We start from the raw sequence: 22,974 nt of genomic DNA, 5'->3' as shown, positions 1-22,974 counted from the left end.
TCCCGCCTTGCGCAGCGGCTAGGCTAGGCCCGCCCCATAACAACAAGGCAGCTCCCCATGAAGAAGCTCTTCGGGCTGGTCGTCCTGCTGGCCGCCGCCCTGGCCGTCTACCTGGCGTTCACCCCCAGCCCCATCGATCCGCTGGCCTGGACGCCGCCCGAGGCTCCGCCGATGACCGGCGTGATGGAGCCCAACGACACCCTGATGAAGGCCGAACTGCTCGCCCAGGGCCAGATCCACGGGCCCGAGGACACCGCGGTGGATGCCCAGGGCCGCGTCTTCGCCGGCCTGGCGGACGGCCGCATCGTCAGCATCGGCGCCGACGGCAAGGCGCAGACTTTCGTCGAGACCGGTGGCCGGCCGCTGGGACTGGCCTTCGACAAGGCCGGCAACCTGATCGTCGCCGACGCCTGGAAGGGCCTGCTGCAGATCGACCCGCAGGGCACGATCCGCGTGCTGACCGACTCGGCCGACGGCGTGCCCTTCGCCTTCACCGACGACCTCGACATCGCCAGCGACGGACGCATCTATTTCAGCGACGCATCCAGTCGTTTCCACCAGCCGGACTACCTCCTGGACCTGCTCGAAGCCCGCCCCCACGGCCGCCTGCTGCGCTACGACCCGGCCAGCGGCAGGACCGAGGTGCTGCTCAAGGACCTGTACTTCGCCAACGGCGTGGCGCTGTCGCAGCAGGAAGACTTCGTGCTGGTCAACGAGACCTACCGCTACCGCATCACCCGCTACTGGCTCAAGGGCGAGAAGGCCGGGCAGCATGACGTCTTCATCGACAACCTGCCGGGGCTGCCGGACAACCTCGCCAGCGACCGCAAGGGCACCTTCTGGGTCGCCCTGCCCACGCCGCGCAAGGCCGATGCCGACCTGATCCAGCAGCTCCCCTGGCTCAAGCGCCAGCTGACCAAGCTGCCGCGCGCCTTCCTGCCCAAGCCGGTGCCTTACGGCCTGGCGATCGCGCTGAACGAGCAGGGCCGGATCGTGCGCAGCCTGCACGACACCAGCGGCGAGCACCTGCGCATGATCACCTCGGTGAAACCGGTGGGCGATGCGCTCTACCTCGGCAGCCTGGAGAACGACCGCATTGGCCGGCTGATACTGCGCTGACGGCTCACGCCGGCGACTGCGCCTCGCGGGCAGTCGCCCGGGCGGGCGCGGCGGAGGGCTCCAGCAGCGCCTGCATGCGTTCGCGCACCTCGGCCATCAGCGCGTCCACACCCTCGCCGGCGAACGCGGTGGAGTCGATGGGCTCGCCGACGTGCACTTCCACCGGCATGCCGAGATTCAGCTTCAGGCCGCCGGCCGGCAGCAATTGCTGGATGCCGCGGATCGCCACCGGGACGATGACCGCGTCGGTCTGCTGCGCCAGGCGGAAGCAGCCTTTCTTGAACGGCTGCAACTTGCCGTCCCGGGAGCGAGTGCCCTCGGGCGCCGCCCAGAGGACGATGCCGCTTTCCATCATCTCCCGCGCCCTGGCCAGGTCGGCCATGGCCTGGTGGCGATGGTGCCGGTCGATGGACGGGAACTCCGCCGCGCGCATGGCCGCGCCCCAGATCGGCACCGCGAACAGCTCCTTCTTCGCCAGCATGCGGATCGAGCCGGGCATGGTCACGAAGATCGCCGGGATGTCGTAGAAGCTGGAGTGGGTGCAGAGGATCATGTAGCGGCGGCCGTCGCCGAAGTCCGGTACCTCGCCGTGGCGGCTCAGGCGCGCGCCGGTCAGGCGCAGCAGGCTGCCCGACCAGTCGCGGGTGAAGCCGTCGACCCGGCTGCGGCGCAACCGGCCGACGGCGCCGAGCGCCAGCACGCGGACGCTGTAGCCCAGGGTGATCAGGACGGTCGCCAGGCCCACCAGGGCGACGCGCAGCGGGCCGGCCTTGCGCGGCTCCGATTGCAGGTTGAGCATGTTCGCCAATTCCCTACCGACAGTAACTTGTTCGCGATACAAGTCTTATGATGCGTCCAAGCCCCGTCACGACACAGGAATGCGCCCATGACCTACGCCCGCCTGCTCACCCCCGAGCAACTGGCCGCCCGCCTCGATGACCCGAACCTGGTCCTGCTCGACTGCCGCTTTTCCCTCGACGATCCCGCCTACGGTGCGCGCAGCTACCAGGAAAACCACATCCCCGGCGCCCACTTCGCCGACCTCAACAAGGACCTTTCCGCGCCCGTCATCCCCGGCGTGACCGGCCGTCACCCGCTGCCCGATCCGCAGCGGCTGCTGGAACGCCTGCGCACCTGGGGACTGAACGCGGAAAGCGAAGTGGTGCTCTATGACGACGGCCCCGGCGCCTTCGCCGCCCGCGCCTGGTGGCTGCTGCTGTGGCTGGGCAAGCGCGAGGGCGTCTACCTGCTCGACGGCGGCCTCGCCGCCTGGCGCGCCGCCGGCCTGCGCCTGACCACCGCCGAGACGCCGCTGCACCCCGGCGACTTCCGGGGCAAGCCGGACAACAGCCTGCTGATCGACGCCAACGCCCTCGGCGCGCGCCTGGGCGAGTCCGACCTGCCGCTGATCGACGCCCGCGGGCTGCCGCGCTTCCGTGGCGAGGTGGAGCCCATCGACCCGGTCGCCGGCCATATCCCCGGCGCGCAATGCGCGGCCTTCACCGACAACCTCGGCAGCGACGGCCGCTTCCTGCGCCCGGAACACCTGCACCAGCGCTTCGCCAGCCTGCTGCGCGGGCGCCCGGCGCAGGACCTGGTGGCCTACTGCGGCTCCGGCGTCACCGCCTGCCACAACCTGTTCGCCATGAGCCTGGCCGGCTATCCGCTGGGACGCCTGTATGCCGGCTCCTGGAGCGAATGGATCACCGACTCGAAACGTCCGGTGGCCAAGGGCGACTGACCGGCCGTCCCACAGCGAAAACGGAAGACGGACCCTGCCAGGCGCCTGTGTTCCGATGGATAGGTACCTGGGCATGCGCCAGACTCATGCCCACTTTTCAAAGGAGTGAACCCATGCCCACCCGCCTCCACCACACCCTGCTCGCCGCCGCCCTGCTGTGCCTGTGGGTCGCCACGCCGGCCCGGGCCGCCACCCTGGAGGCCACGCCCTGCGCCATCGAGGACCGCTGGTCCGACCTCTATGGCGACGAACTGGTGGCGGCGGCCAACGCCGGCCACGCCACCGCCCAGTACAGCCTCGGCCTGGAATACGACGCCGGCAGCGACGAGCTGGAGCAGAACTACGAGAAGGCCGCGTACTGGTACCGCAAGGCCGCCGAACAGGGCCACGCCTGCGCCCAGTACAACCTGGGCAATGCCTACGACAGCGGCGACGGCGTGGAACGCAATGCGGAGAAGGCCGTGTACTGGTACCAGAAGGCGGTCGACCAGGGCGACAAGGACGCCGAGTACAACCTGGCGATCATGTACGAGAACGGCACCGGGGTGACCCGCAGCGACAAGAAGGCTTTCGCGCTGTACCGCAAGTCGGCCGAGCAGGGCGACGTGGATGCCCAGTTCGCCGTGGCCGAGCGCTACGCCAAGGGCCGCGGGGTGGCCAGGAACCCCGCGCAGGCCCGTCTCTGGTACCAGCGCGCGGCGGACCAGGGGCACGAGGAGGCCGAGGAAATACTCGAGGAAATGCCCGAACTGCCGCCCAGCATCTAATTGCCTGAGGGAATATGGATTATAGCTGCGCCATCAAAACAATTTAAAAACAGGCCTTTACAGCACAATTATCGCACTACACTTCAAATCGAGCGGCTAAGTCCGCTTCCGGCGGGGCCAGGAAAATCACTAGAAGCTGCCAAGTCGCCCAGCCCCGCCGGTCACCGAGAACGAGGATGTCATGGGAATTGCCGCCAACGACCTGTGCCATTTTGTGATCCGCCCCACCCTGCTGTATCTGGAGCGGCATAGCGTCGCAGCGGAAGCCCTGCTGCTGGGGGCAGCAGCCTGTCAGTCGGCGCTGGGGAGTGCGCTGGGTGACAGCCATGGCCATGGCCTGTACCGCATCGGTGAAAGCCGTCACCAGAACCTCTGGGACTGCTATCTGGCCTGCGACCCGGATCTGGCCAGCCGGGTTCGCGGGCTGGCCAGCCAGCACGCCTTCCTCGACGCCCCTCACCTGGAGCTCACGGTGAACCTGCGCTACAGCACCGCCATCGCCTGGATGATGGTCGAGGCCGAGCGCATCCCCCTGCCCCACGCCAACGATCCCCTGGGCCTGGCCCGGGTCTGGCGGCGGGTATTCCACCCCCACGGACGCCTGCACGACTTCGTCGACGCCTGGCACAGTTACGTCGGAAATCTCGATAAGGTGGCCTGAGTGGAGGCAGGAGTTCCCGAATGACCGATCGGTCAGATTTTTTACATACGGTAACGAACGGAAAAGGCGCCGATAGAACGCTTGTTTGAGCGGTAAGGCCCAATTTAGAGCACTTTCCGGACACTACCCAAGACCTGGGAATCTTGGTAGCGTGCGTGCCGTTTAACACAGGAGTTGCTCTAACAATGAAAACAACATGGCTCAAGACCACGCTCGCACTGACCATTAGCGCTGCCTCTGCCCAGGCATTTGCCAACGGCATCGCCATCAACGAACAAAGTGCCAGCGGTGCCGGTACCGCTTACGCCGGCCGCGCCTCCTCCGCGCTCGACGCCAGCACCGTGTACGGCAACCCGGCCGGTCTGTCCAAGCTCAAGCGCACCGAAATCAGTGGCGGTCTCGCGATTGTCGACGCCAAGGACGACATCAGCCAGGCCAAGGGCGGCTCGCCGAACGGCACCAACAAGGGCGACTCCGTACCCCTGGCCGCCGTTCCCTTCGGCTACATTTCCACGCCGATCAACGAGGACTTCACCTTCGGCTTCGGCGTCTACGTGCCCTACGGCATCATCAACGACTACGAAAGCAGCTTCGCCGGCCGCGCCCTGGGCTCCTACAGCAAGGTCCAGGTAATCACCCTGCAGCCGACCATCGCCTACAAGATCAACGATCGCGTGTCCGTCGGCTTCGGCCCGACCATCAACCGCATCGACGGCAAGCTGGAGAACGAGCTGAACACCGCTGGCATCAACCAGCTAGTGGGCGGCAGCGGCGATGCCAGCATCAGCATCAAGGGCGACGACACCGCGCTGGGCTACAACCTCGGCGTCATGGTCGACCTGACCGATGACACCACCTGGGGCCTGACCTACCACTCCAAGGTCGACTACCACCTCAAGGGCCACACCAAGTTCGGCAACGTGCCGAACGTACCGCTGGGCCTGCTGGGCGTGCCGCTCCCGGGCACCCTGGGCGGCCAGGTCAACGGCAAGTACGACGCCAAGCTGGACATCACCCTGCCGGAATCGGTGGATACCTCCATCACCCACAAGTTCGACGACCAGTGGACCGTCTACGCCGGTACCACCTGGACCCGCTGGAGCCGCCTGGACACCCTCGACGTGCGCAACAGCGGCATGACCCCGGTGGGTGACGCCATCTTCGGCACCATCAGCGAAGACCTGAAGTGGAAGGACACCTGGTCCTTCTCCGTGGGCACCTCCTACCAGCTGAACCAGCAGTGGGTGCTGCGTACCGGCCTGGCCTACGACCCGTCGCCGACCGACAACGAGAACCGCAACGTGCGTATCCCGGTGGGCGATCGCAAGATCTTCACCCTGGGCGCCGGCTACTCGCCCACCGCCGACATGACCATCGACGTGGCCTACGCCTACCTGTGGGAAAACACCGCCGGTGTGAACCAGAAAGGCGAGTCCATCTCGGGCGTTCCGGTCCAGCCGGCCTACAGCGCCAAGTACGACAACAGCGCCCACGGCCTGACCGCCCAGCTGACCTATCGCTTCTGATAGCCGCGCGGCGAGAAACGAAAAAGCCGGGCAGATGCCCGGCTTTTTCTTGCCCGCGATTCAGGCCGCCACGTCGGCGGCCCCGCGCATGCGGCAGATCGGCCTGCCAGGAGGCAGGAGCGGCCTCACCACATGAGGTCGTCGGGCACCACGTAATCCTTGTACGGATCGTCGTCGTCCGGCTCGCCGCTGGGCTCGTTGAGCAGCACGATGCGCCGCTCGTCGCGCTCCTTGATGCGCAACGCGGCATCGCGCGGGACGATCTCGTAGCGGCCGTCGTAGCTGACGATGGCCAGGCTGCCGCGGCTGAGCTTGTCGCGGATCAGGTCGTTCACCGCGATGCGCTTGACCTTCTTCGCGTCGACGAAGTTGTAGTAGTCCTCGGTATCCAGCTTCGGCAGGCGGGTGCCTTCGATCAGTTGCTTGATCTGCGCGGTCCTGGCCTTCTTGTCGGCCTTTTCCTGCTGCTGGCGATTCAGCTCGGCATCGCGGGCCTGCTTCTCGGCCTGCGCCTGCTGGGCGGCCTGACGCTGGCTGTCGTCCTTCTGCGCCTGGTTCTTGTGCTCCAGGCGCTGCTGCTTCTGCTTCTGCTTGCCGGCCTGCTTGGCCTGCTTCTCGCTGACCAGCCCGGCTTTCAGCAGCTGGTCACGTAACGACATGCTCATTGGGTAAGGCTCTCCAACAGCCCAGGGTGATGCAGGACAACGACCCGACCAACGCATAGCTGCGGCGAGCCGTTCCACAGGGGGTATAATCCTCGGGCCTGTGCGTGCGCCGCGCAAGTGCCCAGCTCGATTTCACTCAATCCAGGGCCCCCATGATCAAGCTCATCGTCTTCGCGATCCTTGCCCTCTTCCTCGTCGCCATCCTCTACGTGCACCTGCGCGGCAAGGTACGGTTGCCCTTCCTGCGCCAGGTGGTGAACCACTCCGCCTGGTTCGCCCCGTACAACTCGCTGATGTACCTGAACTCCAGCGTGCCGTCCAAGCCGTACCTGGACCGCGAGCGCTTCCCCGAGCTGGATAAGCTGCGCGACAACTGGCAGATGATCCGCGAGGAAGCCGAGAGGCTGTTCGACGAGGGCTACATCCGCGACGCCCTGAACAACAACGAGGCCGGCTTCGGCTCCTTCTTCAAGAAGGGCTGGACGCGCTTCTACCTGACCTGGTACGACGGCCCGCTGCCCTCGGCCCAGCAACTCTGCCCGAAGACCGTGGAGCTGGTCAGCAGCATCCCCAACGTCAAGGGCGCCATGTTCACCCGCCTGCCGCCGCGCAGCCACCTGAACAAGCACCGCGATCCCTACGGCGGCTCGCTGCGCTATCACCTGGGCCTGGCCACGCCGAACTCCGACGACTGCCGCATCTTCGTCGACGGCGAGCCCTACGCCTGGCGCGACGGCCAGGACGTGATGTTCGACGAGACCTTCGTGCACTGGGTGAAGAACGAGACCGACGAATCGCGCCTGATCCTCTTCTGCGACGTCGAACGCCCGCTCAAGTCGCCGCTGCTGACCCGCATCAACCGCCACGTCAGCGCCTTCCTCGGGCGCGCCACCGCGCCGCAGAACGTCGAGGGCGAGCGCGTCGGCGGGATCAACCAGGCCTATTCGGTGCTGATCCGCTTCGGCAATGCCATCGGCAGCCAGGTGAAGGTGTTCAAGCGCCGCTATCCCAAGGCCTACCGCATCGGCCGGCCGGTCCTGGCGGCGGTGCTGCTGGTCGAGCTGCTGCGCTGGATGCTCGGCTGATCCGCTTTTCGTAGGAGCTTGCTCGCGAACCGCTTTATGCCGGCGCTGCCGGAAACTCTGTTCGCGAGCAAGCTCGCTCCTACGAAGAGCCATGAAAAAGCCCCGCGACTGCGGGGCTTTTTCATGGGCGGGACGACTCATCCGCAGCTGAGCGGATTCTTTTCGTCGCGCTTGGCCGCGCCCCAGAGCTCGTCCATCTCTTCCAGGTTGCTGTCTTCCAGCGTGCGGCCCTGGTCGCGCAGGGCGGTCTCGATGTAGCGGAAGCGCCGTTCGAACTTGGCGTTGGCCGCGCGCAGGGCGGTTTCCGGGTCGACCTTGAGCTTGCGCGCCAGGTTGACCACCACGAACAGCAGGTCGCCCACTTCCTCGGCCTGGGCCTCGGTGTCGCCGCCGGCCATGGCTTCGAGCACCTCGTCCAGCTCCTCGCGGACCTTGTCCACCACCGGCAGGGCGTCGGCCCAGTCGAAGCCGACCTGGGCGGCGCGCTTCTGCAGCTTGTTGGCGCGGCTCAGCGCCGGCAGGGCGTGGGGCACGTCGTCCAGCAGGGACAGCTGCACCGGCTCGGCGGCCTTGGCGGCGCGCTCCTCGGCCTTGAGCTCTTCCCAGCGTTGCTTGACCGCGGCTTCCGCCAGCTTCACCGGGTCCGGCGTGCCGTACAGGTCGCCATCGGGGAACACGTGGGGATGGCGGCGGATCAGCTTGGTGGTGATGCCATCGACCACCGCGTCGAACTCGAAACGCCCCTCCTCCCGCGCCAGCTGCGCGTAGTAGACGACCTGGAAGAGCAGGTCGCCCAGTTCCTCGCGCAGGTGGCCGAAGTCGCCGCGCTCGATGGCGTCGGCGACTTCGTAGGCCTCTTCGAGGGTGTAGGGGACGATGCTCGCGTAGCTCTGCTTCAGGTCCCACGGGCAGCCGTGCTGCGGGTCGCGCAGGCGGGCCATCAGGTGCAGCAGGTCGTCGAGCTTATACATCCTTGCCACTCGCGCGGTCGCGGCGCGCCTCGATGATGTTGGGCAGCTGGGAAACCCGCGCCAGCAGGCGCCCCAGCGCGTCGAGACCGGGGATCTCGATGGTCAGGCGCATCACCGCGGTGTTGTCTTCCTTGTCCGAGCGGGTGTTCACCGCCAGCACGTTGATGCGCTCGTTGAGCAGCACCTGGGACACGTCACGCAGCAGGCCGGAGCGGTCGTAGGCGCGGATGACGATGTCCACCGGGTAGGTGCTGACCGGCACCGGGCCCCAGCTGACCTGGATGATCCGCTCCGGCTCGCGGCCGGCCAGTTGCAGCGCGGTGGCGCAGTCCTGGCGGTGGATGGTCACGCCGCGGCCGAGGGTGATGTAGCCGACGATCGGGTCGCCCGGCAGCGGCTGGCAGCAGCCGGCCATCTGCGTGAGCAGGTTGCCGACGCCCTGGATCTGGATGTCGCCGCGCTTGCCGTGGCCGATCTTGCTCGGCTTGCGCGGGATCAGTTCGAGCTGCTCGCTGCCGCGCTCCGGCTCCACCAGCTGCTGCGCGTAGCTGACCACGTGGGCCAGGCGCAGGTCGCCGGCGCCGAGGGCGGCGAACAGGTCTTCGCCGGTCTTGTAGTTGGCCTTCTCGGCGAGCTTCTCGAAGTCCACCGGCGGCAGCGCCAGGCGGCCCAGCTCGCGTTCGAGCATGGCCTTGCCGGCGGCGACGTTCTGGTCGCGCGCCTGCAGCTTGAACCAGTGGACGATCTTCGCCCGCGCCCGCGAAGTGGTGACGTAGCCCAGGTTCTGGTTCAGCCAGTCGCGGCTCGGCCCGCTCTGCTTGCCGGTGATGATTTCCACCTGCTCGCCGGTCTGCAGGCTGTAGTTCAGCGGCACGATGCGGCCGTTGATCTTGGCGCCACGGCAGTTGTGGCCGACCTCGGTGTGCACGCGGTAGGCGAAGTCCAGCGGGGTGGCGCCCTTGGGCAGGTCGATGGCGTGGCCGTCGGGGGTGAAGACGTAGACCCGGTCGGGCTCGATATCCACCCGCAGCTGCTCGGCCAGGCCGCCGATGTCGCCCAGTTCCTCGTGCCACTCAAGCACCTGGCGCAGCCAGGAAATCTTCTCTTCGTAGTGGTTGGAGCTGGCCTTGACGTCGGTGCCCTTGTAGCGCCAGTGCGCGCACACGCCCAGCTCGGCTTCCTCGTGCATGGAATGGGTGCGGATCTGCACTTCCAGCACCTTGCCCTCGGGGCCGATCACCGCGGTGTGCAGCGAGCGGTAGCCGTTTTCCTTGGGGTTGGCGATGTAGTCGTCGAATTCCTTGGGAATGTGCCGCCACAGGGTGTGCACGATGCCCAGCGCGGTGTAGCAGTCGCGCATTTCCGGCACCAGCACGCGCACGGCGCGCACATCGTAGATCTGGCTGAAGTCCAGGCCCTTGCGCTGCATCTTCCGCCAGATGGAATAGATGTGCTTGGCGCGGCCGGAGAGGTCGGCCTTGATGCCGGTCGCGGCCAGGGCGTCCTTGAGCTGCTGCATCACGGTGGCGATGTACTGCTCGCGGTCCAGCCGGCGCTCGTGCAGCAGCTTGGCGATCTGCTTGTACTGGTCGGGTTCGAGGTAGCGGAAGGACAGGTCCTCCAGCTCCCACTTGATGTGGCCGATGCCCAGGCGGTGGGCCAGCGGCGCGTAGATGTCGAACACCTCGCGGGCCACGCGGTGGCGTTTTTCCTCGTCGGCGTTCTTCACCGCGCGGATCGCGCAGGTGCGCTCGGCCAGCTTGATCAGCGCGACGCGCACGTCGTCGACCATGGCCACCAGCATCTTGCGCAGGTTCTCGACCTGCGTCTGGGTGCCGAGCACCATCGACTGCCGGGGGTTGAGGCTGGCGCTGATCGCCGCCATGCGCAGCACGCCCTCGATCAGCTTGGCCACCACCGGACCGAAGCGCTGCTGCACCTCCTCCAGCTTGACCTTGCCCTCGCGCACGCCACGGTAGATCACCGCGGCGACCAGGGATTCCTGGTCGAGCTTGAGGTCGGCCAGGATCTCGGCGATCTCCAGGCCCGTCTGGAAGCTGGAGGTGCCGTCCGCCCAGCCGTTGGCGACGTTGCTGACCGCCTTGTCCTCCGCCTCGCGGGCGAATTCGCAGGCTTCCAGCAGGACCTTGCGATCCAGTACCGGGACCAGGGTCTGGACATGGTCCAGCCAGGCCTCGAGGTTGATGCTGCCGTCGGTGTTGACCGGCTGGTGCGCTCTCACCTGTACCATCGTGTCTACCCTTCCCCACGGTGCCCCACGGTGCACCGCTCACAGCGCCGGCCTTTATTTTCACTCGGGCCGGTCGGATTGCGCAGGCCGTCCTAGCCTGCCTCGAACAAAGCCATGGCCTCGACATGCGCCGTCTGCGGGAACATATCGAGGATGCCGGCGCGCTTGAGGCGATAGCCCTGCCGGGCCAGTTCGCCTGCGTCGCGCGCCAGGGTCGCCGGGTTGCAGGACACATAAAGTACCCGCTCGGCGCCCAGTGAACGCATTTCCCGCGCCGCCTCGAAGGCTCCGTCTCGCGGAGGATCGAGCAGCACGGCGGTGAAATCCTCCGCCGCCCAGGGGGCGCCGGCAAGCGGTTTCGACAGGTCCGCCTGGTGGAACCGGACATTCGCCAGTCCGTTGACCCGGGCGTTGGCGGCGGCGCGTTCGACCATCGCCGGCACGCCCTCCACCCCGACCACTTCGCGGACCTGGCGCGCCAGCGGCAGGGCGAAGTTGCCCAGGCCGCAGAACAGGTCCAGCACCCGCTCGTCCGCCCGCGGCGCCAGCCACTCCAGCGCCTGCACGACCATCGCCAGGTTGACCGGCGCGTTCACCTGGACGAAGTCGCCGGGGCGGTAGGCCAGGGTCAGGTCCCAGGTTTCCAGCCGGTAGCCCAGCTCCGGGTCGCCGGAGTGCGGTGCCGGTTCCCCGTCGCCCTGCAGCCACAACTGCACATCGCGTGCCGAGCAGAACTCCTGCAGTCGCGCCAGGTCGCCAGCGGCCAGCGGTTCGATGTGCCGCAGCAGCAGCGCGCTGGCGCTGCCGTGGAACAGTTCGACGTGGCCGAGGGCCTGCGGACGGGCGAAGCCGCGCAGCAGTTCCGGCAGTTCACGGGCGAGGGATTGCAGCTCGGGCACCAGCACCAGGCAGTCGTCGAAGGCGACGATGGCCTGGCTCGCGGCGGCGCGGAAGCCGACTTCCAGGCGCTTGGCCTTGACGTCCCAGCGCACGGCGAGGCGCGCGCGGCGGCGGTAGCCGAATTCCGGACCGACCAACGGCGCGGCCCATTCCTCCGGGGTCAGCCCGGAGAAGCGTTCCAGCTGTTCGGCGAGGGTGCGCTGCTTGAGCGCCAGTTGATCGGCATGCGGCAGGTGCTGCAGGCTGCAGCCGCCACAGGTGCCGGCCACCGGGCAGGGTTCGGCGCGGCGGTTGGCGGCGGCGCTCAAGACGCGCTCACAGCGCGCCTCGGCCACCTGGCTGCGGGCGGACAGCACGCGGGCCTCCACCGCCTCGCCGGGCAAGGCGCCGGCGACGAACCAGGTGCGCCCGTCGGCGTGGGCGATGCCGCGGCCGTCGTGGGCCAGGCGCTCGATGTCCAGGCGCTGCTTCTTGCCCACCGGCACCGCTGGGCTCCGCGCTCCGCCGCTGGGCTGGAAGCGCAGGCCGGATCTCTGCTTGGCCATATCAGTGCGGGTCGAACACGCCCGAGGACAGGTAGCGGTCGCCGCGGTCGCAGATGATCGCCACCAGGGTGGCATTTTCCAGTTCCCGGGACAGGCGCAGCATGGCCGCCACCGCACCACCGGAGGACACGCCGCAGAAGATGCCCTCTTCGCGGGCCAGGCGACGCATCACGTCCTCGGCTTCGCTCTGCTGCATGTCGACCACGCGGTCGACGCGGGCGGCGTCGAAGATCTTCGGCAGGTATTCCTGCGGCCAGCGGCGGATGCCGGGGATGGACGAGCCTTCCATCGGCTGCAGGCCGACGATCTGCACGGCCGGGTTCTGCTCCTTGAGGTAGCGCGACACGCCCATGATGGTGCCGGTGGTGCCCATGGAGCTGACGAAATGGGTGATCTCGCCGCCGGTCTGCTGCCAGATTTCCGGGCCGGTGGAATAGTAGTGGGCCTCGGGGTTGTCGCCGTTGGCGAACTGGTCGAGCACCTTGCCCTTGCCTTCGCGCTGCATCTGGTCGGCGAGGTCGCGGGCGCCTTCCATGCCCTGCTCCTTCGTCACCAGGATCAGCTCGGCGCCGTAGGCGGTCATGGCGGCCTTGCGCTCGGCGGTGGAGTTGTCCGGCATGATCAGGATCATGCGGTAGCCCTTGATCGCCGCCGCCATCGCCAGGGCGATGCCGGTGTTGCCGGAGGTGGCTTCGATCAGCGTGTCGCCGGGCTGGATGTCGCCGCGCAGTTCGGCCCGGGTGATCATCGACAGCGCCGGGCGATCCTTCACCGAACCCGCGGGGTTGTTGCCCTCGAGCTTCACCAGCAGAGTGTTGGAAGTATTCCCGGGCAAGCGTTGCAGGCGCACCAGCGGGGTATTGCCGACGCAATCGGCGATAGTCGGATACTGCACGGTCATGGAAGTACTCGGATCTGAAACCAGGCCACCTATGATACCGGCAAACCGCGGCGCGCCATACGAAAGTTCCTCACAAGCCATGCGCGAACGCTCAGGGCCCAGCGGCGGCGGGCAACCGCACATGCACGCGCAGGCCCGCCCCGGCGTGGTCCGCCCAGAGCTCGCCGCCCTGCAGGCGCACCGAGCTGCGGGCGATGCTCAGGCCCAGGCCGAAACCCGCCTCGCCGCGCGCGGCTGAGAGCCGGGTGAAGGGCTGGAAGATGCGTTCGAGATCAGCCTCGGGCACGCCGGGGCCGTCATCTTCCAGCCAGAGGTGCCAGTCCTGCCCTTCTCGGCAGCCGTCCAGGCGGATGCAGCCATTCTCCGGCGAGTGCCGGATGGCATTGCGCAGCAGGTTCTCCAGCGCCTGCGCCAGGCCATTGAGGTCGCCCCGGACGCGGCAGCCAGCCGGCAGCCGATAAAGGAAGCGCTGCGGCGCCCAGCCCGCTTCGAAGCGGGCGTCGTCCACCAGCAGCTCCCAGAGCGAGCGCAGCTCGATGTCCTCCTGGGCCAGGCGCGGCCGCTCGGTATCCAGCCAAGCCAGTTCCAGGGTGTCGGCGACCAGGCGCTGCATCACCTCCACCTCGCGCTCGACCCGCCGGCGCAGCGCCGCCTCGCTGATCGGACTGTCGCCCGCCACCCGCAGGCGGCTGAGCGGGGTGCGCAGCTCGTGGGACAGGTCGCGCAGCAACTGGCGCTGGAAGCCCACGTAGCCGCGCAGGCGCTCGGCCATGTGGTCCAGCGCGCGGCCGAGCTCGCCCAGTTCGTCGCGGCGCCTGCCGAGCTCGGGGCCGGCCACCGATCCCAGGTCGTCGGCCGAGAGGGCATTGGCGTGCTCGCGCAGCCGCGCCAGCGGGCGCACCAGATGCCGGTAGAGCAAGGCGCACAGCAGCAGCGCCAGCACGGCGGGCAGCAGGCCGTGGCTCACCGACTGGCGGACCAGCGTGAAACCGCCGGGCTGGAAGCGCGCCGGCAGTTGCAGCACCAGGCGGCCCGCGCCCGGCTCGCCGGGGAACGGGATGCCGATGTAGGGCAGCCGCGCCGAGCGCGAGCTCACCGGCCAGTCCAGGCCGCGCTGGAAGGTCAGGCGGGTGACCTCCTCCGCGCTCAGCGGCACGCTGCCCAGGGTCTGCAGGCGGGCGTCGACCACCGTCACCCAGCTCGCTTCGCGCCGGCGCATCCGCGCCAGCCAGGCGTCGACGCCGGCGCCGCCGCCGGAACGCCAGGCCTGCTCCGCCTCGCGGGCGTAGCCGCCGAGGACTTCCCGCGCCTCGGCGGACAGGTAGTAGCTCTGCCGTTCCATCTGCTTGCCCCAGGACCAGGACAGCCAGATCAGCAGCAGGCAGAACGCCACCAGCGCGACCGCCAGCCGCCAGAACAGCGAGTGCCGCCCGGGAACCTCAGCCATCGCCATCGCGCAGCACGTAGCCCTTGCCCCACACCGTGTGCAGCTGGTGACGCAGGTAGCCGATGGCCTGCAGCTTGCGGCGCAGGTGGCTGACGTGCATGTCCAGGGCGCGGTCGTGGGCGGTGTAGGCGCGGTGCAGGACGTGCTGGTAAAGGAAGGCCTTGCTCAGGGTCTCGCCCTGGCTGGCGAGGAAGGTCTCGAGCAGGCGGAACTCGCTGGCGGTCAGCCCCGCCCAGCGGCCGTCGAGGCTGGCGTCGGCCTTGTCGCCGTCCAGCCGCAGGCCGTCGCCGCCATCCCGCGGCGCTTGCACGCCGCGCTCCAGCGCCACGCGGCGCAGCACGGCGTCGACCCGCACGCTCAGCTCGGCGAGGCTGAAGGGTTTGGGCAGGTAATCGTCGGCGCCCTGGGAGAAGCCGGCGATGCGGTCCTGCTCGGCGCCCAGGGCGGACATCAGAATCACCGGCACCGACCGCTCGCGCCGCAGGGTGCGGAGGATGTCCAGGCCGCCGACGCCCGGCAGCATGATGTCCATCAGCACCAGGTCGTAACCGCCGCCGCGCGCCTCGGCCAGCCCCGCGTCGCCATTCCGGCACCAGGTCACGGCGAAACCGCGCCCGCGCAGGTGGGCGGCGAGATGCGCGCCGAGGGTCGGATCGTCCTCGATGGCCAGCAGGCGCTGCCCCGGGGAGGAAAATGCATTCATATCAAATAAGAGTGATTAGCAATTGCACGGAGTATTCCCGATTCCGCGCAATCTCGGCAAGGCAAAGACTCCCCCCGGGAGCCCGAACCGCTACACTGCCGGGGAAAATCACAGCGGAGGAATCGCGTGTTCAAGGATCTCGGCATCAAGGGACGGGTACTGCTGCTCACCCTGCTGCCCACCAGCCTGCTGGCGCTGGTTTTGGGCGGCTATTTCACCTGGGTGCAGTTGGCGGACATGCGTGCCCAGCTGATCGAGCGCGGCCAGCTGATCGCCGAGCAACTGGCGCCGCTGTCGGCCTCGGCGCTGGCGCAGAACAACACCGCGCTGCTGTCGCGCATCGCCACCGAGGCGCTGGACCAGCCCGACGTGCGCGCCGTCACCTTCCTCGACGCCGGGCGCGAACGCCTGGTCCACGCCGGGCCGAGCATCCTCACCCCGCTGCCCAGCGGCGATGGCGCGCACCTCGCCATGGCCAGCAACCTCGACACCACCCACTTCCTCCTCCCGGTGCTGGGCAAGCACCGCAGCCTGTCGGGCAACCCGGACAACGACGGCGACAAGCTGCTCGGCTGGGTCGAGCTGGAGCTGTCGCACCACGGCACCCTGCTGCGCGGCTACCGCAGCCTGTTCACCAGCCTGCTGCTGATCGTCACCGGCCTGGTGGTCACCGCCCTCCTCGCCCTGCGCATGAGCCGCGCGATCAACGCGCCGCTGGCGCAGATCGCCCAGGGCGTGGCGCAGCTCAAGGAAGGCCGCCTGGAAACCCGCCTGCCGGCGCTGGGCAGCCACGAACTGGACGAGCTGGCCGGCGGCATCAACCGCATGGCCGAAGCCCTGCAGAGCGCCCAGGAGGAGATGCAGCACAACATCGACCAGGCCACCGAGGACGTGCGGCAGAACCTGGAGACCATCGAGATCCAGAACATCGAGCTGGACCTGGCGCGCAAGGAGGCCCTGGAGGCCAGCCGGATCAAGTCCGAGTTCCTCGCCAACATGAGCCATGAGATCCGCACCCCGCTCAACGGCATCCTCGGCTTCACCAACCTGCTGCAGAAGAGCGAACTGACCTCGCGCCAGCAGGACTACCTCGGCACCATCCACAAGTCCGCCGAGAGCCTGCTGGGGATCATCAACGAAATCCTCGACTTCTCGAAGATCGAGGCCGGCAAGCTGGTGCTGGAGAACATCCCCTTCAACCTGCGCGAACTGATCCAGGACACCCTGACCATCCTCGCCCCCGCCGCCCACGAAAAGCAGCTGGAACTGGTCAGCCTGATCTACCGCGACACCCCGCTGCAGCTGGTCGGCGACCCGCAGCGCCTGAAGCAGGTGCTGACCAACCTGGTGAGCAACGCCATCAAGTTCACCCACGAAGGCAGCATCGCCGTGCGCGCCATGCTCGAAGACGAGAGCGACGACCGCGCGCAGCTGCGCATCAGCGTGCGCGACACCGGCGTCGGCCTCACCGACGACGACCTGCGCGCGCTGTTCCAGGCCTTCAGCCAGGCCGACAACTCGCTGTCGCGCCAGGCCGGCGGCACCGGGCTGGGACTGGTCATCTCCAAGCGCCTGATCGAGCAGATGGGCGGCGAGATCGGCGTCGACAGCAACGCCGGCGACGGCTCGGAATTCTGGATCAGCCTCAACCTGCCCAAGGCCCGCGACGACGGCGACGACCTGCTGCCGGCCCTGGCGGGCGGGCAGCGCGTGGCGCTCTACGAGCCCCATGAGCTGACCCGCACCGCGCTGCATCACCAGTTGGAGGACTGCGGCCTGGAAGTCAGCGAGTTCCAGGACCTCGCGGCCCTGGAGCGGGCGCTGGCCGCCGACCCGCAAGGCCAGCCGCCGATCGGCCTGGCCCTGCTCGGCGTGACCTCCGCCACCCATTCGGCGGAAACGCTGCGGCAGTCCATCCGCGAACTCGAACAGCACGGCTGCAAGAGCCTGGTGCTCTGCCCGACCATCGAGCAGGCGCACTACAACGCGGTGCTGCCGGAATCCCAGGTGCAGAGCAAGCCGGCCTGCACCCGCAAGCTGCAGCAGGCGCTGAACGAGCTGCTGCACCTGCGCCCGACGCGCAAGGAAAAGACCGCCAACGGCACGCTGGAGCGCGTACCGCACCTGCTCTGCGTCGACGACAACCCGGCCAACCTGCTGCTGGTGAAGACCCTGCTCGGCGACATGGGCGCCCAGGTGGTCGCCGTCGACAGCGGCCAGGCCGCCGTCGAAGCGGTGCAGCGCGAGCGCTTCGACCTGGTCTTCATGGACGTGCAGATGCCCGGCATGGACGGCCGCCAGGCCACCGACGCGATCCGCCACTGGGAGGCCGAGCGCGAAGTCAGCCCGGTGCCGATCATCGCCCTCACCGCCCACGCCCTGGCCAACGAGAAGCGCGCCCTGCTGCAGGGCGGCATGGACGATTACCTGACCAAGCCCATCGACGAACGCCAGCTGGCCCAGGTGCTGCTGAAGTGGACCGGCATGCGCCTGGGCGCGCCGCGCACCGAACCGGCGGGCGCCGAGCCCGGCCTGGGCGCGCTGAGCGTGCTCGACCCCGCCGAGGGCCTGCGCCTGGCCGCCGGCAAGGCGGAACTGGCCGCCGACATGCTCGGCATGCTGCTCGCCTCACTCTCCGCCGACCGCCAGGTGATCGGCCAGGCCCGCGAGCGCAACGACCGCAACACCCTGCTCGAACGCATCCACCGCCTGCACGGCGCCACCCGCTACTGCGGCGTGCCGATGCTGCGCGCCGCCTGCCAGCGCGCGGAGACGCTGCTCAAGCAGAACGACCCGGACGCCGCCACGGCGCTGGACGAACTCGACAGGGCCATGGCCGAACTGGCCAGGGCCACGGAAAACCGCGAGGCCGAGGCCGCCGCGGAGCTTCCGCAAGGCACGCACTGAGACCGCGAAACGATGCGCATCATCCTGTTCAGCAACCAGACCTACGACCGCGACAGCTTCCTCGCGGCCAACCACGGCCACGGCTTCGAGCTGCACTTCCAGCAGGCGCAGCTGCGCCCGGACACCGTGGCCCTGGCCCGGGGTTTCGACGTGGTCTGCGCCTTCGTCAACGACGACCTGTCGCGCCCGGTGCTGGAGCAACTGGCCGCCGGCGGAACCCGCCTGATCGCCCTGCGCTCGGCCGGCTACAACCATGTCGACCTCAAGGCCGCCCACGCCCTCGGGCTGGCCGTGGTACGGGTGCCGGCCTATTCGCCGCACGCGGTGGCCGAACATGCCGTGGGCCTGGTCCTGGCGCTCTGCCGGCACCTGCACCGGGCCTACAACCGCACCCGCGACGGCGACTTCTCGCTGCACGGGCTGACCGGCTTCGACCTGCACGGGCGCACGGTCGGCATCGTCGGCAGCGGCCAGATCGGCGAAGTCTTCGCCCGCATCATGGCCGGCTTCGGCTGCCACATCCTCGCCCACGACCCTTATCCCAACCGCGCCATCGAGGCCCTGGGCGGGCGCTTCGTCGAACTGGACGAACTGCTCGCCGGGTCCGACATCCTCAGCCTGCACTGCCCGCTCAACGACGCCACCCGGCACCTGATCAACCCGCGCAGCCTGCAGCGGATGAAGCGCGGCGCGATGCTGATCAACACCGGGCGCGGCGCGCTGGTGGACACCCCGGCGCTGATCGACGCGCTGAAAAGCGGCCAGCTCGGCTACCTCGGCCTGGACGTCTATGAAGAAGAGGCCGACATCTTCTTCGCCGACCGCTCCGACCTGCCGCTGCAGGACGACGTGCTGGCGCGCCTGCTGACCTTCCCCAACGTCATCATCACCGCCCACCAGGCGTTCCTCACCCGCGAGGCGCTGGCCGCCATCGCCGAGACCACCCTGGCCAACATCGGCGCCTGGCAGGCGGGGAATCCGACCAACCGGGTCGACGACTGACTCGCATCGCCGCCCCCAGGCCCCTAAAATGCCGCGCTTTCCCGGAGGACCCATGGCCCAGCATGATTTCCGCTACACCCTGCTCAACCCGCAGTTCACCCTCAACGAATGCCGCGCGCTGTCCCTGGGCCGCTACCAGGTCACCGGCATCGGCGGCTCGATCCAGGTGGGCGACACCCTGCTGGTCAGCCTCAAGGGCAGCCGCAGCCTGAGCATGACGCTGGCGGTGGAAAAGGTCCGCCACCTGATCAATCCGCCCGGCCAGTGGACGGCGGTCGCGCGCGGCCCCGAGTTCCGCGAGCTGGCGATCCACGAGTGGACGGTCAACTGCGACGGTTGCGCGGCTACACTGGAATTCGAATTCGCCGTCGACGCCACCCTCGGCAAGGCCGCCCAGCAGCCTGCCGCCGAAGCGCGGATCGGCGAACTGGGTTGGGCGAAAGCCGGCCCCCGCCACCTCTGCCCGGACTGCCAGAGCAAGGAGACCGCATGAAAGCCCCGATCGCCAGCGCCTGCATGGCGCTGGCCCTGGCCGGCTGCGCCAGCAAGCCGGTACCTGAAGCCGACCAGACCTACCGCATCGAATGGATCGGCGAGCGTCCCCTGATCGACTACAGCCACATCACCCTGACCCTCGACGGCAAGGGCCGCGCCTACGGCAGCGCCGGCTGCAACCACTGGTTCGCCAGCTACACCCTGGAGGGCGACAGGCTGACCTTCGGCCAGCCCGGCGCCACCCGGAAGATGTGCGCCGAGGCGCTGATGGAGCAGGAAGGGCGCTTCCTGCAGATGCTCGGCGAAGTGCAGCGCTGGGACCTCACCGAGCAGGGCGAACTGCGCCTGTGGCCGGCCGCGGGCCGCGCCATGCGCATGTGGCCGGAAGGCTGAGCGCCCTTTCCGCGCGGGCCGCGCCGGAGCGGCAACGCCCTAGAACAGGCTGAGCTGCTCGTGCGCGCCGCGCAGGTCGACCAGGCGCACGCCCACGCCGATCAGCCGCACCGCCTTGTTGCCGCGCTGGAACGCCTGCCCCAGCAACAGCCGGTAGCTTTCCAGGTCGCGCGCGGCGCCGGCCTGCTCCAGGGTGGTCTGGGTGAAGTCGTGGAACTTCAGCTTGATGAACGGCTTGCCCGGCCGGTAGCTGGCATCCAGGCGGGTCATGCGCCGCTCCAACTCGCCCAGCAGTGACGGCAGTTCTTCCTGGCAGGCGGCCAAGTCGGGCAGGTCCTGGTCGAAGGTGTTCTCCACGCTGATCGACTGGCGCCGGCTGTCCACCTGCACCGGGCGCTCGTCGATGCCCCGCGCCAGCCCCCAGAGGCGCTCGCCGAAACTGCCGAACTCCTTGGCCAGCTGGACCCGCGACCAGTCGCGCAGGTCCGCGCAGGTGCGGATGCCCAGGCGCGCCAGCTTCTCCCCGGTGACCTTGCCGACGCCGTGCAGCTTCTTCACCGGCAGTTCGGCGACGAAGCCGTCCACCTCGTCCGGGGTCACCACGAACAGGCCGTTGGGCTTGCGCCAGTCGCTGGCGATCTTGGCGATGAACTTGTTCGGCGCGACGCCGGCCGACACGGTGATATGCAGGGTTTCCCACACCCGCCGGCGAATCTCCTGGGCGATCCGCGTGGCGCTGCCGCCGCAGCGCTCGGTGTCGCTGACGTCGAGGTAGGCCTCGTCCAGCGACAGCGGCTCGATCTGCTCGGTGTAGTCGCGGAAGATCGCGTGGATCTCGCGGGAGACCTCGCGGTACACGTCCATGCGCGGGCGGACGATGGTCAGGTCGGGGCACAGCTTCACCGCGGTGCGCATCGCCATCGCCGAATGCAGGCCGTAGGCACGCGCCTCGTAGTTGCAGGTGGCGACCACCCCGCGCTTGTCCGGCGAACCGCCCACGGCCAGCGGCTTGCCCACCAGGCTGGGGTCGTCGCGCATTTCGATGGCGGCATAGAAGCAGTCGCAATCGATGTGGATGATCTTTCGTTGCCGAGTCACGAAGAAGGCGCCTGCATCACCATCGGAAGCCGCCCGGGAAGGCAGCGGAAAACACGTCCATGGTAATGCAAAAATCCGCCGCTCCGGTTATCCACAGCCGGGAAAATCCCCGCCGGAAAACGCCCCTCCGCAAGCCTCCCCGGCGTTTTTTGGGCGCAGCTAAATATTTGATAGAAAATCACTTTTCCCGATTTTCCATTGACACTCAGGCTTACCGGCGTAGAATGACCGGCGCGGGATGGAGCAGTCTGGTAGCTCGTCGGGCTCATAACCCGAAGGTCGTAGGTTCAAATCCTGCTCCCGCAACCAGACACTGTGAAAAGGCCACTCTTCGGAGTGGCCTTTTTCGTTTGCACACGATTTAAATTATTGATCGAGAACGAAATATCGATTGACAAGACCTTTCACCTGCGTAGAATGGCCGCCGCGGGATGGAGCAGTCTGGTAGCTCGTCGGGCTCATAACCCGAAGGTCGTAGGTTCAAATCCTGCTCCCGCAACCAGACACCGTGAAAAGGCCACTCTTCGGAGTGGCCTTTTTCGTTTGCGCGTGAATTTAAATTATTGATCGAGAACGAAATATCGATTGACACGGGCTTTCATCTCCGTAGAATGGCCGCCGCGGGATGGAGCAGTCTGGTAGCTCGTCGGGCTCATAACCCGAAGGTCGTAGGTTCAAATCCTGCTCCCGCAACCAGACATCGAAAAAGCCCTGACGGTTCGCCGTCAGGGCTTTTTTCATTGCTCGGAGAAAAGTGCCGCACGCTTGCGCAGCAGGCTCACGAACAACGCCAGTTCCTGGCTGATCGGCTCGTCACGACGGCGCAACAAGCCAAAGGGCTCCATCTGCTCCGTCAACTCGAGGGGCAGCGCCTTGACCACGCCAAGGCGCAGGTAGTCCCGCAGCGCCGACTCCGACAGCAGCATGACCGCCGGCACCACCTGCACCAACTGCTGCATCGAATACACCGAGCTGCACTCGATGATGTCCGGCGGCACGGGCAGGCCCAGGCGGTGCAACGCCTGATTGAAGGCGATCCGCGCCGGACTGGACTCCGGTTGCAGGATCCACGGCCAGTCCCGGACCAGTTCCCGCCATTCCAGGCGACGACGCCTCACCAGGGGATGGCCCTTGCGCACCACCACCAGCAGCTTCTCGTTGCCCAGTTGCTCGAAATGGAACTGGCTCTGGTCGGTCACGGCGTTGCGCCGGGCGATTCCCACATCGATCCTTCCTTGCTCGAGCAACTGGATGACCTGATCGCTGGTATCACCCATCAGGCGAATGCGCATCTGCGGCTTCAACTCCTTGAGCTCCGCCACCGCGCCCATCACCAGGTCCGGCATCGCGCCCATGATGGAACCGATGGCCAGGTGCCCAAACCCACCCTCCTTGCGTGCCTGCAGGTCGGCCGCTACGCGCTCCAGGCCACTGACCGCGAACTCGGCGAAGCGCAGCAGCTCCTGCCCCAGCGCTGTCGGCCGCATGCCGCGCGGCAAGCGCTCGAAGAGTTCGCAGCCGAACATGTCTTCGATCTCCCGCAGCATCCGCGTCGCTGCGGGCTGCGAGATATTCATGCTTTGCGCCGCCCGGTGCAGGTTCAGGCTGGCGCCCAGGGTCACCAGCATTTGCAGATGCTTGTAGCGCAGGCGCCCGAAAAGCTGCTGGGGATGGCTTCGGCCGGACATGTGCGTGCTCCGCTTATCGATAACATCAAGGTATCGGAGTTAAACAAAATACGATTAGTCGCGCATAGCTCACAGCTCTAGAGTCGGATCACAACAACCTCGCTTCACC

General features: G+C 67.8%; 20 protein-coding genes and 3 tRNA genes. 13 read left to right on the top strand and 10 right to left on the bottom strand.

All coding sequences use genetic code 11. The features are described from left to right. Positions 1 to 57 precede the first annotated feature (57 nt). Complete coding sequence (locus AC3B6A_RS07235; protein ID WP_488401618.1) at positions 58 to 1,119, top strand: SMP-30/gluconolactonase/LRE family protein; 1,062 nt, start codon at positions 58 to 60, stop codon at positions 1,117 to 1,119. Positions 1,120 to 1,123: 4 nt separating this feature from the next. Here AC3B6A_RS07235 and AC3B6A_RS07230 read toward each other — a convergent pair whose 3' ends face one another. Further along, a complete protein-coding gene (locus AC3B6A_RS07230; RefSeq protein ID WP_488401617.1) occupies positions 1,124 to 1,918 on the bottom strand; it encodes a lysophospholipid acyltransferase family protein in 795 nt (264 codons plus the stop codon). Positions 1,919 to 2,005: 87 nt separating this feature from the next. Between AC3B6A_RS07230 and AC3B6A_RS07225 the strand changes: the two genes are divergently transcribed. From AC3B6A_RS07225 to AC3B6A_RS07210, 4 genes are all read left to right on the top strand, one after another. Further along, positions 2,006 to 2,860 (top strand): sulfurtransferase, encoded by an 855-nt coding sequence (locus tag AC3B6A_RS07225; protein WP_488401615.1) that lies wholly within the window; start codon positions 2,006 to 2,008, stop codon positions 2,858 to 2,860. A 113-nt stretch (positions 2,861 to 2,973) separates the two neighbouring features. After that, the gene (locus AC3B6A_RS07220; protein ID WP_488401613.1) at positions 2,974 to 3,627 is read left to right on the top strand and encodes a tetratricopeptide repeat protein; all 654 of its coding nucleotides are present in this window, start codon (positions 2,974 to 2,976) and stop codon (positions 3,625 to 3,627) included. Positions 3,628 to 3,808: 181 nt separating this feature from the next. Beyond that, on the top strand, positions 3,809 to 4,288 hold the full coding sequence (locus tag AC3B6A_RS07215; protein WP_488401611.1) for a hypothetical protein: 480 nt from the start codon (positions 3,809 to 3,811) through the stop codon (positions 4,286 to 4,288). 185 nt (positions 4,289 to 4,473) lie between these two features. Continuing rightward, entirely contained in the window at positions 4,474 to 5,814 is a 1,341-nt protein-coding gene (locus AC3B6A_RS07210; RefSeq protein ID WP_488401609.1) for an outer membrane protein transport protein, read from the top strand. A 125-nt stretch (positions 5,815 to 5,939) separates the two neighbouring features. On the opposite strand, the gene AC3B6A_RS07205 is transcribed toward AC3B6A_RS07210, so the two are convergent. After that, on the bottom strand, positions 5,940 to 6,479 hold the full coding sequence (locus tag AC3B6A_RS07205) for a DUF2058 domain-containing protein (protein WP_488401607.1): 540 nt from the start codon (positions 6,477 to 6,479) through the stop codon (positions 5,940 to 5,942). 152 nt (positions 6,480 to 6,631) lie between these two features. On the opposite strand from AC3B6A_RS07205, the gene AC3B6A_RS07200 reads away from it, so the two are divergent. Beyond that, the gene (locus AC3B6A_RS07200) at positions 6,632 to 7,564 is read left to right on the top strand and encodes an aspartyl/asparaginyl beta-hydroxylase domain-containing protein (RefSeq protein ID WP_488401605.1); all 933 of its coding nucleotides are present in this window, start codon (positions 6,632 to 6,634) and stop codon (positions 7,562 to 7,564) included. 137 nt (positions 7,565 to 7,701) lie between these two features. On the opposite strand, the gene mazG is transcribed toward AC3B6A_RS07200, so the two are convergent. From mazG to AC3B6A_RS07170, 6 genes are all read right to left on the bottom strand, one after another. Further along, complete coding sequence (gene mazG, locus AC3B6A_RS07195; RefSeq protein ID WP_488401603.1) at positions 7,702 to 8,535, bottom strand: nucleoside triphosphate pyrophosphohydrolase; 834 nt, start codon at positions 8,533 to 8,535, stop codon at positions 7,702 to 7,704. Beyond that, complete coding sequence (gene relA, locus AC3B6A_RS07190) at positions 8,528 to 10,786, bottom strand: GTP diphosphokinase (protein ID WP_488401602.1); 2,259 nt, start codon at positions 10,784 to 10,786, stop codon at positions 8,528 to 8,530. Before relA ends, mazG begins: the two co-directional genes overlap by 8 nt. A 92-nt stretch (positions 10,787 to 10,878) precedes the next feature. Beyond that, positions 10,879 to 12,231 (bottom strand): 23S rRNA (uracil(1939)-C(5))-methyltransferase RlmD, encoded by a 1,353-nt coding sequence (rlmD, locus tag AC3B6A_RS07185; RefSeq protein WP_488401601.1) that lies wholly within the window; start codon positions 12,229 to 12,231, stop codon positions 10,879 to 10,881. Position 12,232: 1 nt separating this feature from the next. Beyond that, positions 12,233 to 13,132 carry a cysteine synthase CysM gene (gene cysM / locus AC3B6A_RS07180; protein ID WP_488401600.1) on the bottom strand — a complete coding sequence of 300 codons (900 nt, stop codon included), beginning with the start codon at positions 13,130 to 13,132 and terminating at the stop codon, positions 12,233 to 12,235. Positions 13,133 to 13,223: 91 nt separating this feature from the next. Beyond that, positions 13,224 to 14,585 (bottom strand): HAMP domain-containing sensor histidine kinase, encoded by a 1,362-nt coding sequence (locus AC3B6A_RS07175; RefSeq protein WP_488401599.1) that lies wholly within the window; start codon positions 14,583 to 14,585, stop codon positions 13,224 to 13,226. After that, a complete protein-coding gene (locus AC3B6A_RS07170) occupies positions 14,572 to 15,282 on the bottom strand; it encodes a response regulator transcription factor (RefSeq protein ID WP_488401598.1) in 711 nt (236 codons plus the stop codon). Before AC3B6A_RS07170 ends, AC3B6A_RS07175 begins: the two co-directional genes overlap by 14 nt. Before the next feature lie 126 nt (positions 15,283 to 15,408). On the opposite strand from AC3B6A_RS07170, the gene AC3B6A_RS07165 reads away from it, so the two are divergent. Genes AC3B6A_RS07165 through AC3B6A_RS07150 form a run of 4 tightly spaced genes read left to right on the top strand, consistent with a single transcriptional unit; the run spans position 15,409 to position 20,079 of the window. Further along, complete coding sequence (locus AC3B6A_RS07165; protein WP_488401597.1) at positions 15,409 to 18,189, top strand: response regulator; 2,781 nt, start codon at positions 15,409 to 15,411, stop codon at positions 18,187 to 18,189. A 12-nt stretch (positions 18,190 to 18,201) separates the two neighbouring features. Continuing rightward, positions 18,202 to 19,191 carry a 2-hydroxyacid dehydrogenase gene (locus tag AC3B6A_RS07160; protein ID WP_488401596.1) on the top strand — a complete coding sequence of 330 codons (990 nt, stop codon included), beginning with the start codon at positions 18,202 to 18,204 and terminating at the stop codon, positions 19,189 to 19,191. A 52-nt stretch (positions 19,192 to 19,243) separates the two neighbouring features. Next, positions 19,244 to 19,684: a hypothetical protein gene (locus AC3B6A_RS07155; RefSeq protein WP_488401595.1), complete on the top strand. Its 441-nt coding sequence runs from the start codon at positions 19,244 to 19,246 to the stop codon at positions 19,682 to 19,684. After that, the gene (locus AC3B6A_RS07150; RefSeq protein WP_488401594.1) at positions 19,681 to 20,079 is read left to right on the top strand and encodes an META domain-containing protein; all 399 of its coding nucleotides are present in this window, start codon (positions 19,681 to 19,683) and stop codon (positions 20,077 to 20,079) included. The genes AC3B6A_RS07155 and AC3B6A_RS07150 overlap by 4 nt, the downstream gene beginning before the upstream one ends. Before the next feature lie 39 nt (positions 20,080 to 20,118). On the opposite strand, the gene dinB is transcribed toward AC3B6A_RS07150, so the two are convergent. Next, positions 20,119 to 21,117: a DNA polymerase IV gene (gene dinB, locus AC3B6A_RS07145; protein WP_488403537.1), complete on the bottom strand. Its 999-nt coding sequence runs from the start codon at positions 21,115 to 21,117 to the stop codon at positions 20,119 to 20,121. A gap of 292 nt (positions 21,118 to 21,409) precedes the next feature. On the opposite strand from dinB, the gene AC3B6A_RS07140 reads away from it, so the two are divergent. The 3 genes from AC3B6A_RS07140 to AC3B6A_RS07130 all read left to right on the top strand — a co-directional run bounded on the left by AC3B6A_RS07140 (position 21,410) and on the right by AC3B6A_RS07130 (position 21,873). Continuing rightward, positions 21,410 to 21,486, top strand: a tRNA-Met gene (locus AC3B6A_RS07140). 116 nt (positions 21,487 to 21,602) lie between these two features. Beyond that, a tRNA-Met gene (locus AC3B6A_RS07135) sits at positions 21,603 to 21,679 on the top strand. Positions 21,680 to 21,796: 117 nt separating this feature from the next. Next, positions 21,797 to 21,873: transfer RNA gene (locus tag AC3B6A_RS07130), tRNA-Met, on the top strand. A 41-nt stretch (positions 21,874 to 21,914) separates the two neighbouring features. Here the strand turns inward: AC3B6A_RS07130 and AC3B6A_RS07125 are convergent. Further along, the gene (locus AC3B6A_RS07125; protein ID WP_488401593.1) at positions 21,915 to 22,865 is read right to left on the bottom strand and encodes a LysR family transcriptional regulator; all 951 of its coding nucleotides are present in this window, start codon (positions 22,863 to 22,865) and stop codon (positions 21,915 to 21,917) included. Positions 22,866 to 22,974 lie beyond the last annotated feature (109 nt).

This window comes from Pseudomonas sp. B12(2026) (assembly GCF_057767015.1).
This window is presented reverse-complemented; position numbering and strand designations above follow the sequence as displayed.